The organism is Streptomyces sp. NPDC059092, from assembly GCF_042756365.1.
Classification (GTDB): Bacteria; Actinomycetota; Actinomycetes; order Streptomycetales; family Streptomycetaceae; genus Streptomyces.
This window is the reverse complement of the sequence record NZ_JBHZEJ010000113.1, coordinates 3,063-15,392: the sequence shown is the minus strand read 5'-3', so window position 1 is coordinate 15,392 and position 12,330 is coordinate 3,063. Positions and strand designations below refer to the sequence as shown.

7 protein-coding genes are annotated in these 12,330 nt (G+C 73.6%); 5 read left to right on the top strand and 2 right to left on the bottom strand.

Annotated features, from left to right (window positions below):
• Positions 1–202 precede the first annotated feature (202 nt).
• Both ACFXPL_RS35890 and ACFXPL_RS35885 read right to left on the bottom strand, forming a co-directional pair.
• Positions 203–1,804, bottom strand: a complete 1,602-nt coding sequence (locus tag ACFXPL_RS35890; RefSeq protein ID WP_384927366.1) for an NADH-ubiquinone oxidoreductase-F iron-sulfur binding region domain-containing protein — start codon at positions 1,802–1,804, stop codon at positions 203–205.
• Entirely contained in the window at positions 1,801–3,639 is a 1,839-nt protein-coding gene (locus ACFXPL_RS35885) for a hypothetical protein (RefSeq protein ID WP_384927365.1), read from the bottom strand. The genes ACFXPL_RS35890 and ACFXPL_RS35885 overlap by 4 nt, the downstream gene beginning before the upstream one ends.
• Positions 3,640–4,091: 452 nt before the next feature.
• Between ACFXPL_RS35885 and leuS the strand changes: the two genes are divergently transcribed.
• The 5 genes from leuS to ACFXPL_RS35860 form a co-directional block, all read left to right on the top strand.
• Positions 4,092–7,016, top strand: a complete 2,925-nt coding sequence (gene leuS, locus ACFXPL_RS35880) for a leucine--tRNA ligase (protein ID WP_384927364.1) — start codon at positions 4,092–4,094, stop codon at positions 7,014–7,016.
• Positions 7,017–7,172: 156 nt separating this feature from the next.
• On the top strand, positions 7,173–7,910 hold the full coding sequence (locus ACFXPL_RS35875; RefSeq protein WP_384927363.1) for a hypothetical protein: 738 nt from the start codon (positions 7,173–7,175) through the stop codon (positions 7,908–7,910).
• Between the two features lie 79 nt (positions 7,911–7,989).
• Positions 7,990–8,835, top strand: a complete 846-nt coding sequence (locus ACFXPL_RS35870; RefSeq protein ID WP_384927362.1) for a DegV family protein — start codon at positions 7,990–7,992, stop codon at positions 8,833–8,835.
• 227 nt (positions 8,836–9,062) lie between these two features.
• Positions 9,063–10,178 (top strand): helix-hairpin-helix domain-containing protein, encoded by a 1,116-nt coding sequence (locus ACFXPL_RS35865; RefSeq protein ID WP_384927361.1) that lies wholly within the window; start codon positions 9,063–9,065, stop codon positions 10,176–10,178.
• Positions 10,175–12,330 (top strand): ComEC/Rec2 family competence protein (locus ACFXPL_RS35860; RefSeq protein WP_384927360.1); only part of this gene is annotated, 2,156 nt, incomplete at its 3' end. The genes ACFXPL_RS35865 and ACFXPL_RS35860, both read left to right, overlap by 4 nt.

Genomic DNA, 12,330 nt, shown 5'->3' with positions numbered 1-12,330 from the left:
CGTCACGGCGACAGGCCGGGCCGCGCACGGCGGACGCTTGTACCCCGCGCCCCCCCCCCCCCACAGGGGCCCCCCCCCCCGGCCCCCCCCGCTTCTCGTATGTCCGATTCCCGTATGTCCGCTTTCCCTGCCTCCGGGCCTCCTCCGGGGCCGGGGAGACCGGCGGGACCCTGGTGCGGGGCCCGCCGGTACGCACGCTCACTCAGCCGCGGCCCCGGCCGAGGGCCTTGCGCCCGCCGCCCGGTGGCAGCGCCGCGCGCGAGGACTCCTGGCGCGGCGGCTGCGGAGGCGCCGTCTGCTCCAGCCGGAGCGCCAGCGCCGGGCACCGCCGTACGGCGCGCTGCGCGGCCCCCTGGAGGTGCATCGGGACATCCGCCTTGGCCGGCGTGGGGAAGCCGTCCGGGCTCATCCGGAACAGCTCGGGGAGGATGTCCGCGCACAGGCCGTGGCCCTGGCAGAGCGTCCAGTCGATGGCGAGCTTGCCGCCGCTGGGGATGGACTCGACCTCGTCCTGGTAGCCGGGGTTGGGCAGCGGCAGCACCCCGGTCGTCTCGCGTCCGCAGCCGCCGTTGAGCACATGCGCCGCGAGGTCGTCGGTGAACGCCGAGAGGGTGGAGGAGAAGAAGCGTGCGGAGCCGTCGGGGTGCTGGCACGCGCCGCGCTTCTTGACCGACTGGGTGACCGCGCGCAGCGCCTCCAGGGCCGCCTGGCCGCCGCCGTTGATCACGTCGGCGAGACCGCTCGCCGCCGCCGGCAGACCGAGCTTGCAGGGACCGCACTGCCCGGCGGTCTCGGCGGCGAGCCAGTTCGCGACCCGTAGCGCCTCGCCCAGCGGGCAGGTCTCGGGGCCGATCGGCAGGATCGCGCCCGCGCCCAGCGCGCCGCCGAACGACTTGAAGGACTCCTTCGAGATCACGGCCTCGTGGGCGGCGATCGCGTCCATCCAGTTGCCGTGGTAGCCACCGGTCAGTACGCCCTGGGGCATCGGCGGGGCCCCGGCCATCTGAAGGATGTAGCGCAGCGGCACGCCCGAGGGCGCCTCGATGACCATGGGGCGGGCGACCGCGCCGGAGATGGTGAGCATGACCGTGCCGGGCTCGGTTTCGAGCCCGGTGTGGGCGTAGCGGCGGGCGCCGATCCGGGCGCCGACGGCGAGTTGGGCGAACGTCTCCGCGTTCGACAGCAGCGTCGGCAGACCGCCGACACCCGACTCGGCGGCGCGCTCACGGCGGCCGGGCGGCTTGGCCGGCCCGCCGTTGATGGCCCGGATCACGGACGAGGCCTCGCCCGAGACCATCCGCTCGGGCGTACGGACGACCTTGGCCCGCAGTTGCTGGCCGCGCCGGTCGGAGAGCCCGCGCTCGGCGAGGGCCGCCCGGATCGAGACCTCGGTGGAGTTCCTGGTCACGGCGATGACCAGGGTGCGCGCGCCCAGGGCCTCCGCGGCCAGCAGTGCGCCGTCGAGGATGAGGTGCGGTGCCCGGTTGAGCATCACCGTGTCCTTGCGGCAGGGCGGTTCGCCCTCGCTGCCGTTGACGACGACGACCGGCCGGACGCCGCGGCTGATCGCCGACTTGGCGACGGCGCGCAGTTTTCTGTGGAAGGGGAAGCCCGCGCCGCCGCGGCCGGTCAGGGATATGTTCTCGGCCAACTGGGCCAGTCGCTCGCCGGTCATCGCCTCCAGCGGCCCGTGCACCTTGAGGTGCATGGGCAGGTCGAGGCGTTCGACGAGATCGAATCCCTGAGTGAGCTGGGGGAGGCCGACGACACGGACTTCGGGGACATCGGGGAGAGGGGCGTTCACGGTCGGTCTCCTGCGGGTGCCTGCCAGGGTTCCCCGGGCGGGGGCGGATAGAGGGGGCCCTGGGGGGCCGCCTCGTCATAGGGGAAGGGGCCCGATCCGGGCTGACCGGGTCCTGCCTGCTGCCGGCCGTCGTAGGACTGGCCGTCGTAGGCGGGTACGGAGCCGGTGTCGTACGGGGGGACGGCGCCCGTGCCGTACGCCGGGAGCGAGCCCGTGTCGTACGTCGGAGCCGGACCGGTGCCGTAGGGGGACGCGCCGTCGGGCCCGTAGGGGGAGCCGGTGCCGTACGCGGTGGCGCCGCCCGGATCGAAGGCCGGGATCGCCCCCGTGTCGTACTGCGGGTTCTGCTGGCCCTGAGGGGCCGTCCCCGGGTTGTACTGGGGGATCGCCCCGGTGTCGTACGGCGTGTTCTGGCCACCGCCGTTCTGGCCGCCGTAAACGGGTGTGGCCCCGGTGTCGTACGGGGTGGCCTGGCCCGTGCCGTACCCGGGGTACTGGGGGGTCGCCCCGGTGTCGTACGGCTGGTTCTGCCCACCGTTCGGGACGCCGTCGTACGTGGGGATCGCGCCGGTGTCGTACGGGGCCGCCGGGGGCTGGGTGAACGCCTGCGCCGGCCTGGGTGGGGACGGGGCGGGCCAGGAACCGGGCGCTCCGGCGGGCTCGTCCGAGATGACCGGCAGTTCCTCGGTCATGGGGATGCGCTCGGCGAACGGGATGTCCCCGCCGCGCTGACCTCCGGCCGCGGGGGAACCGGGGGGCTGCGCGGGCATCCGGGTGGTCGCGTCCATGGACATGGCGCGGTAGCCGGCGGAGATCCCGGTACCGCTGTCCTGGCCACGGTCCGGACCCAGCCCTGAGAAGCCGTCACCGCCCCGTGGAGCGACGAACGTGTCGGCCAAGGGGTCTCCGGCCGCGAGTGGGTCCACGGCCGGTGTCGCCTCGTACAGCGGCGGCGACGGGGCGGCGAGCCGCGGGGGCGTGCGGCCTCCGCCGAGCGGGGCGGAGAACGACGCGGAGGCGATCGGGTCCTGCTGCGGCCTGGCCTGGTACTCGCGCTGCGGCGGGATGCCGCTGGCGCCAGGGAGGGGAGAGGACGAGAGATCGCGGAGATTGGTCCCGGACTCCTGTGCCTCGACGGTGGCACCCGTCGTCGAGACGATCCGCTCGGCGACGCGTCGCTGGACCTGGCGGGGGAGCAGGCGAAGGGAGACGACGCCGGCGACGCCGAGCACGGTCAGGGAATACATCACAGTGACGTAGGTAGCCGCGGGACGTCCTGTGAAGAGTCCGTGAATCAGGGCGAAACACCACGCCGGATAGGCCACCATGTGGATCGCCCGCCAGCGGGCGGCGTACTTGCCGGGAAGGGCGAAGACGCTGCGCATGGCGCCGGTCGTGCCGGCCACGATCATCAGCAGTCCGGCGAGCGAGCCGAAGCCGATGAGGCCGTTCGTGCCGGAGACACCCAGACCGAAGGGGAGCAGGGCGCCGATGAGGGCGACCTTGCCGAGAGTGATCTTGATGGTGACATGAAGCAGCAGGAAGCCGATCGAGGCGACGGCGGTCGCCCGGTGGATGCCCTGGGCCAGCAGCCGCTGCCGCGGTGCGAGGAGCAGCCGGTCGGTGGCTATCAGACCCCAAACGACCGCCCCGGACAGCGACAGCAGTGACAGCACGCCTGCGCCGAAGTCGATGAAGGCCTGAAAAGCGTCGCCTCCTACGACGGCGAGTAGTGGTACCAGTACCAGTGCTGCGGCGGTCGCGATCCCCTGGATCTGCCGGCTGTTGCCGGACTCGGGATTGGGCGACGCGCCGGACTTGCGTGGAAGGTTCATAGGGGGCAACTCCGAAGGGCTCGGGAAAGCGGTCCCGCTGCCGCATGCTAAGTGGAGCCATACCGGTCAGTACCCGGTTTGCAGGTTTAGCCAGGTGAAGGTGAGTTATCCGACTCCGCCGTTGCCCGGATAGGTCCGATACGCGGAGTAAGGCGGGTAGTTGGGCCTCGCCGCCCGGTGGCCCGGTGGTCCTCCGGGTGGCCCTTCGCGGGCGCTCGTGCGCACGGAACGGGCACTGCGGTACCCTGACGCCATGCGTGCCGTACGCCTTCTGCTTAGCGGGCCGCGCTGACCAGTCCCGACCGATGACCGATCCGGTCGGAGTCAGCGTGGCGTCCCCTCCTGTGTGAGGGGCATTTTTCTTTCGCTGACCGGTGGACCGGTGCGGCCCCGTGCCGCCCGGTAGGGCCGGCCCCCGCTGGCAGAGACGATCGATGGAGCTTCAGGACACCATGAGCGAGACGAATCCGGCTGCCGCTTCCGCCGCCGCTGCTTCCGCCGCTGCCGAGACGGCAGCGCCGCACCGCTACACGGCGGCCATGGCCGCCGACATCGAGGCGCGCTGGCAGGACTTCTGGGACGCCCGGGGCACGTACGAGGCGCCGAACCCGACGGGTGAGCTGGCCGGCGATCCCGAGCTGGCCGCCCGGCCCAAGAAGTTCATCATGGACATGTTCCCCTACCCCTCGGGCAGCGGACTGCACGTCGGACACCCGCTGGGCTACATCGCCACCGACGTGTTCGCCCGCCACCAGCGCATGACCGGCCACAACGTCCTGCACACCCTGGGCTTCGACGCGTTCGGCCTGCCCGCCGAGCAGTACGCGGTCCAGACCGGCACGCACCCCCGGGCCTCCACCGAGGCCAACATGGAGAACATGAAGGTCCAGCTCCGCAGGCTGGGCCTGGGCCACGACCGGCGCCGCTCCTTCGCCACGATCGACCCGGACTACTACAAGTGGACCCAGTGGATCTTCGTACAGATCTTCAACTCCTGGTACGACCCGGACGCGGACCGCGCCCGCCCCATCGACACGCTGGTGGAGCGGTTCGAGAGCGGGGAGCGTGCGACGCCCGACGGGCGCCCCTGGAGTGAGCTGAGCGCCGCCGAGCGCGCCGACGTCCTGGGCGGCTACCGGCTGGCGTACGCCTCCGACGCCCCCGTCAACTGGTGCCCCGGCCTGGGCACGGTGCTGGCCAACGAGGAGGTCACCGCCGACGGCCGCTCCGAGCGCGGCAACTTCCCGGTCTTCAAGGCGAAGCTGCGCCAGTGGAACATGCGCATCACCGCCTACGCCGACCGCCTGCTGAACGATCTGGACGCCCTGGACTGGCCCGAGGCCATCAAGCTCCAGCAGCGCAACTGGATCGGCCGCAGCGAAGGCGCGCGGGTCGACTTCCCGGTGAAGGACGCCACGGGCGCGAGCGCCGCGATCACGGTCTTCACCACCCGTCAGGACACCCTGTTCGGTGCCACGTACATGGTGCTGGCGCCCGAGCACGACCTGGTCGAGAAGATCGTCCCGGCCGCCTGGCCCGACTCCACGCACGAGGTGTGGACGGGCGGTCACGCGACCCCCGCCGAGGCCGTCGACGCGTACCGCAAGCAGGCCGCGACCAAGTCCGACGTGGAGCGGCAGGCCGAGGCGAAGGACAAGACCGGGGTCTTCACCGGCGCCTACGCCACCAACCCGGTCAGCGGCGAGCGCCTGCCGGTCTTCATCGCCGACTACGTGCTGATGGGGTACGGCACCGGCGCGATCATGGCCGTACCGGCGCACGACGGCCGTGACTTCGCGTTCGCGCGCGCCTTCGAACTCCCGATGCGCTGTGTCGTCGCGCCCGCCGACGACCGGGGTACGGACCCCTCGACGTGGGACGACGCGTTCTCCTCGTACGACGCGCCCGTCGTCAACTCGACGGGTACGGACATCACCCTGGACGGCCTGGGCGTGGCCGAGGCCAAGACGCGGATCACCGACTGGCTGGTCGCGCGCGGCATCGGCGAGGGCACGGTCAACTTCCGGCTGCGCGACTGGCTGTTCAGCCGCCAGCGCTACTGGGGCGAGCCCTTCCCGATCGTCTACGACGAGGACGGCACGGCGCACGCGCTGCCCGAGTCGATGCTGCCGCTGGAACTGCCGGAGGTCGACGACTACTCGCCCCGTACCTTCGACGCGGACGACGCGGACACCCAGCCCGAGACGCCGCTCTCGCGGAACGCGGAGTGGGTGAACGTCGAGCTGGACCTGGGGCAGGGCGAGGGCGTCAAGCGCTACCGCCGCGAGACCAACACCATGCCCAACTGGGCCGGTTCGTGCTGGTACGAACTGCGCTACCTGGACCCGCACAACGACGAGAAGCTGGTCGACCCGGCCGTCGAGCAGTACTGGATGGGCCCGCGCGAGGGCCAGCCGCACGGCGGCGTCGACCTGTACGTGGGCGGCGCGGAGCACGCCGTACTGCACCTGCTGTACGCGCGGTTCTGGTCCAAGGTGCTGTTCGACCTGGGGCACATCTCCTCGGCCGAGCCCTTCCACAAGCTCTACAACCAGGGCATGATCCAGGCGTTCGTCTACCGGGACAGCCGCGGTATCGCGGTACCGGCGGCCGAGGTCGAGGAGCGTGACGGCGGCTACTGGTACCAGGGCGGGAAGGTCAGCCGCGTCCTGGGGAAGATGGGCAAGTCCCTGAAGAACGCGGTCACCCCGGACGAGATCTTCGTCGAGTACGGCGCGGACACGCTGCGGCTGTACGAGATGGCGATGGGGCCGCTGGACGTCTCGCGTCCGTGGGACACCCGCGCGGTGGTCGGCCAGTTCCGGCTGCTCCAGCGGGTCTGGCGCAACGTGGTGGACGAGACGACCGGCGAGGTCACCGTCGTCGGCACCGACCCCGCCGACATCGACGCGGACACGCTGCGCGCGCTGCACAAGGCGATCGACGGAGTCGCCCAGGACATGGCGGGGCTGCGCTTCAACACGGCCATCGCCAAGGTCACCGAGCTGAACAACCACCTGACCAAGACGGGCGCCCCGATCCCGCGCGCGGTCGCCGAGCCGCTGGTGCTGCTCCTCGCGCCGCTGGCCCCGCACGTCGCCGAGGAGCTGTGGCACAAGCTGGGGCACACCGACTCGGTCGTGCACCGGGACTTCCCGGTCGCGGACCCCGCGTACGTCGTGGACGAGGCAGTGACCTGCGTCGTGCAGGTCAAGGGCAAGGTCAAGGCGCGGCTGGAGGTCTCCCCGTCCATCTCCGACGAGGAGCTGGAGAAGCTGGCACTGGGTGACGCGGGCGTGGTCGCGGCGCTGGGCGGCGCGGGCATCCGGAAGGTGATCGTGCGGGCGCCGAAGCTGGTGAACATCGTGCCCGCCTGATCGGGCACACAGCGCCCGCGTGTGGCGTACACGGCGCCCGCTCGCGGCGTCACAGGGCTTTCCCCTACGGGCAGGTTGGGGGTTCCGATGGAACCCACAGCCTGCCTGTTCCGTTTACCGTGGAGAGGACAGGACCGACTGCGAAGGGGCGCGCTCATGGACGTCGCGATCACGATCATGGCGTTGCTCTTCGTCGCCTTCGTGGCGCTGGGGGTGTACGCGGGCGTCAAGGTGGTCGGCGCCGCCAAACGGGGCGTGGACCGCACGATCTCGCAGGCCCGCCGCACGGTGGAGGACACGACCCTGCGGGCGAAGAGCTTCGGCCAGCCCGGTACGGCCGGGGAGCTGGCCCAGCTACGGCTGAGGCTGCGCACCTCGATGCGCGCCACCCAGGACGCGCTGGAGGCGGGCGTGGCCGAGGACGCCTCGCTGTCGGAGTCGATCGACCTGTTCCGGCGGCTGAGCGTGCACGGCCGGGAGCTGGACGACGAACTGCGCCAACTGGAGCGGGACCCCGATCGGAGCAGGGTCGGACAGCGGCTCGCGGAGGTGCGGGAGCGCACGGACAGGATCACGCACTCCGCTGACTCGCTGCGCTGGGCGGCGCGGGACCGGGCGCGGAAGTTCTCCGAGGACGACCTGTCGGCGCTGAGCGCGCAGATCGATGTGGAGTCCGGGGCGCTGCGGCACTGGTCGACGGAGCCCGCGGAGCCCGCGGCGGCGTCGGGGCCGGCGGCCTCGACGGCATGGCCAGGGACGTGGGAGACCGAGGAGAACCGGGGTCGGCCGGCGCCGCCGTCCGCTGCCGGGGAGCGGCCCGAGGCCATTGAGCCGCCCGTGCGCCGGACCACGTACCCCTGGCAGAAGCAGGCCAGGCCCGAGACCACGAACTGACCGTGTACCAGGGCCGGGACCGATGAGTGGGGCGGGGCCGGGCTGCCGCCCCACGACGACGACGGGTAACCTCCGGCTCATGTCCCGCCATGTCGCGATCGTCACCGATTCCACGGCCTACCTGCCGCCGCAGACGATGGAACGGCACGGCATCACCGCGGTGCCGCTGACCGTCGTGCTCGGGGACCGCGCGCTGGAAGAGGGCACGGAGATCTCGGCCCGGTCGCTGGCCCTGGCGCTCCAGAAGCGGACGTCCGTGACCACGTCACGGCCGAGTCCCGAGGTCTTCGCCGCCGCATACCGCGCCGCGGCGGACTCCGGGGCCACGGAGATCGTCTCGCTGCATCTGTCGGCCGAGTTCTCCGGCACGTACGACGCAGCCGTGCTCGCCGCCAGGGACGCGCCCGTACCGGTACGGGTGGTGGACACCGGCATGGTGGCGATGGCGCTCGGATTCTGCGCGCTGGCGGCGGCCGAGGCCGCGGAGGGCGACGGCACGCTCGACGACGCGGTGGCCGCCGCCGAGAAGCGGGCCGCGGGCACCAGCGCGTATTTCTATGTCGACACGCTGGACTACCTGCGCCGGGGCGGCCGGATCGGCGCCGCCCAGGCGCTGTTCGGCTCGGCGCTCGCGGTGAAACCGCTGCTCCAGCTCGACGGCGGGCGCATCGAACTTTTGGAGAAGGTGCGGACGGCGTCGAAGGCGATCGCCCGGCTGGAGGAGATCGTCGCCGACCGGGCCGGCGCCGGCCAGGTGGACATCGCGGTGCACCATCTCGCGGCGCCGGAACGGGCGGCGACACTCGCGGAGCGGCTGCGTGAGCGGCTGCCGGGACTGGTGGATCTGCATGTCAGCGAGGTCGGCGCGGTGATCGGGGCGCACACGGGGCCGGGGCTGCTGGGGGCCGTGATCTCACCGCGTTGACGGGGCGGCCGGGCGGCCACCGCGTTGACGAGGTCGCCGAGCGGCGCTGACGGCCGCCGGGGTAGGGCTGACGGGCTGCCGGGGCAGCGCGGACGGGGCCGCCGGGCGCCCTCGTACTTTCGCTTCAGCCCTCGTTCGGGTGGCCGAGTTTTCCACAACCGGCGGGTTTTCCACCGGAATTCGGGGTGCTCAGCGAGATCGGGCCCCGGTGCCTACCGTTCTGTGGCATGGCTCTCCGAACACGCTCCGTAACCAGCGGTCCGGGTCGTTCCCCCGGCTCCGACGGCCGTGCCCGCCACGGTCGGACCCGTCCCCGTCCCCGCTCGCGTCCCCTCCCCCGCGTCGACGCGGCCGTCCGTGGCGCGGTGCCGGCCCGCGTCCGTACGCGTGTGGAGCCTGCCTCCGGGATCTCGTCGGCGCCCGCGTCCCCGCCGCCCCTTTCCGTGCCGCGGCCTCCGGCTCGGGGCCAGGTTCCGCCTTCCACGGAGCCGCGCCGCCGGGCAGCGGCGCTCTTCCCGGCCGCTGCCGCTGCCGCCGCCGCTTCGGCCGGGCCCACTCCTGTGGCCGCTCCGGAGCCCCCCGCGCTCCCCAAGGCTGAGCGTGGGCCCGCGTGGGCCGGGGCGCTGGTGGCGGTGCGTGAGCGGCTGCCGCTGTGGGTCCAGCTCCGGTGCGGTCTGGAGCTGAGGACGCTGGGCGCCCTCGCGGTGGTGCTGGTGGTGGCGGCCGGTCTCGCCGCTCAGCACTTCTGGACCGGACGCCCGCAGCCCGTCCGTGCACCTGACACGGTCCGCGCGGACGCCGCCGCCGACGTACCGGGAGGGCTGCCCGAACCGCTGCCGAAGGCGACCGAGCAGCCACCCCCACCCGAGACCGCCCGGATCGTGGTGGATGTCGGGGGCAAGGTGCGGGAGCCGGGCGTCCTGCGGCTGCCCGCCGGATCGCGGGTCACCGACGCGCTGCGGGCCGCCGGAGGCGTCGAGCCGGGCGCGGATCTCACCGGGCTCAACCGGGCCCGGCTGCTGATGGACGGCGAGCAGGTGGTGGTCGACGGCCCCGCACCACCGGGCGCGGCCCCGGGCCGACCCGGCGGAGACGCTGGGGGAGTGGCCCCGGGCTTCGGACCCGGCCCAGGGCCGGGCGGACAGCAGGCCGGCCCCGTCAGCCTCAACACCGCCACACCGGACCAGCTCGACACCCTCCCCGGCGTCGGGCCCGTCCTCGCCCGGCACATCATCGACTACCGCACCCAGCACGGCGGATTCCGCTCCGTCGACGAGCTCCGTGAGGTCAACGGCATCGGTGACCGCAAGTTCGCCGACCTCCAGCCGCTCGTACGGCCATGACGCGCCCCGCTGTCAACCGGACGGCCGACCAGGTCCACCGGACGGCCGAGCACCGCCCGGGAGCGGCTGATCCGGGCCAGGAGGGCCCTGCCGATCTCCGGCTCCTGCCACCCGCGCTGGGAGCCTGGGGCGCGGCGGCCCTGGCCTTGGGCGTCCCGGGCCACTGGACCGCGCTCGGGGTGCTGGTCTGTGTGCTGGCCGGCGCGCTGCTCCTGGTGCGGTCGGGCGCCGCGCGCGGGCCCCGGCTCACCGGGGTGGCCGTCGCGGGGGTGCTGCTCTGCGCCGCCGCCGGGGCCGCCTCCGCCGGGCTGCACGGCGCGGACGCGCGACGAGGGCCCGTGCCCGGCCTCGCCGAGCGGTACGCGTCGGTCACCGCGGAGTTGACGGTCACCTCCGATCCCCGGCAGACCCGTCCCCGGCCCGGGGGCGACCGGACGGCGCCGGGCGGCTTCGTCCTCGACGCGGACCTCACCCGGGTGACGCCGGTACGGGGCGGGGCCACCACGGTCCGTACGCCCGTCCTGGTGATCGTCCCGCCCGGTGAGCACCCCGGCCGGTGGCAGCGGCTGCTGCCGTCCACCCGGCTGCGGCTGACCGGGCGGCTGGCGCCCCCGCTGCACACCGGCGACCGCTACGCGGCGGCCCTGCGCGTCACGGGTAAGGGCGCGCCGACGGTCACCGGCCCGCCCACCCGCGTCCAGCGCGTGGCGGGAACGCTCCGCGCAGGGCTCCGCGAGGCGACCGAGGGACTGCCGCCCGATGCCCGCGCACTGCTGCCGGGGCTGGTCGTCGGGGACACCGCTCGGATCACGCCCGAACTGCACGATGCCTTCGCCGCCACCGATCTGCTGCATCTCATGGCCGTCTCGGGATCGAACCTGACCATCGTCCTCGTCCTGCTGATCGGCCCGCCGGGACTGGCGGTGCGGGCCGAACGGCGGGGGCTCGCCCCGCGCCTGGGGATCTCGCTGCGGACGACCGCGCTGCTCGGCGGGGCGCTCACCCTCGCGTTCGTGGTCGTCTGCCGACCGGAGCCCAGCGTGCTGCGGGCCGCCGCCTGCGGTCTGATCACCCTGCTCGCCATCGGCACCGGCCGCCGCAGAACCCTGCTCCCCGCGTTGGCCGCCGCCGTTCTGCTGCTCGTCCTCCTCGACCCCTGGCTGGCCCGCAGCTACGGCTTCCTCCTCTCGGTGCTGGCCACCGGCGCCCTGCTCACCATCGGTCCGCGCTGGAGTGCGGCGCTGACACGGCGCGGGGTGCCGCCGAGGCTCGCGGAGGCCCTGGCCGCCGCCGGAGCCGCGCAGGCCGTCTGCGCGCCCGTGGTGGCCGTGTTCGCGGCCCGGGTCAGCCTCGTCGCGGTCCCCTGCAACCTCTTCGCCGAGCTCGCGGTCGCCCCGGCCACGGTTCTCGGTTTCGCCACGCTTGCCCTGGCCCCGGTGGCGCTGCCCGCCGCCGAACTGCTGGCCCGGTGCGCGGGCTGGCCGGCTGGGTGGATCGCGTCCGTCGCCCGCGGCGGCGCGGCGCTGCCCGGCGCCCAGACGGACTGGCCCGGCGGCTGGCGGGGCGGGGCGCTGCTCGCCGCCCTCACCGTTCTTGTCGTGGTCGCCGCCCGGCGGATCCCGCGCCACCCCTGGACGGCCGCGCTCTGCGCCGTACTCCTGCTGCTCGTGATCGTGCGGCCCCCGCCGTTCACCCGGATCGTCACCGGCTGGCCGCCACCGGGCTGGACGTTCGCGATGTGCGACGTCGGCCAGGGCGACGCGACCGTACTCGCCGCCGGGGACGGCACCGCCGTGGTGGTGGATACCGGCCCCGACCCCGTACCCGCAGACCGATGCCTGCGGGATCTCGGCATCACCCGGATCCCGCTGTTGCTGCTCACCCACTTCCACGCCGATCACGTCGCCGGGCTGCCCGGCGTGCTGCGCGGCCGAGCGGTCGGCGCGATCCAGACCACGACCTCGCCCGAGCCCCCGGAACAGGCCGCGTTCGTACGGCGCGTGGCCGAGGCGGCGCGGGTGCCCGTCGTCCGGGCGGTCCCGGGGGAGCGGCGTTCCACCGGGACGCTCGACTGGCGCGTCCTCTGGCCGCGGTGGGCCGGGGGGGGGGCGGGCCCCGCCCCCCGCCAGGCCCAAAACGGCCGAGAGGACCA

Excerpts from the sequence above, each read along its gene's own strand:
- ACFXPL_RS35885 (WP_384927365.1), bottom strand. The coding sequence starts at position 3,639 with ATGAACCTTCCACGCAAGTCCGGCGCGTCGCCCAATCCCGAGTCCGGC.
- leuS (WP_384927364.1), top strand. The coding sequence starts at position 4,092 with ATGAGCGAGACGAATCCGGCTGCCGCTTCCGCCGCCGCTGCTTCCGCC.
- ACFXPL_RS35875 (WP_384927363.1), top strand. The coding sequence starts at position 7,173 with ATGGACGTCGCGATCACGATCATGGCGTTGCTCTTCGTCGCCTTCGTG.
- ACFXPL_RS35870 (WP_384927362.1), top strand. The coding sequence starts at position 7,990 with ATGTCCCGCCATGTCGCGATCGTCACCGATTCCACGGCCTACCTGCCG.
- ACFXPL_RS35865 (WP_384927361.1), top strand. The coding sequence starts at position 9,063 with ATGGCTCTCCGAACACGCTCCGTAACCAGCGGTCCGGGTCGTTCCCCC.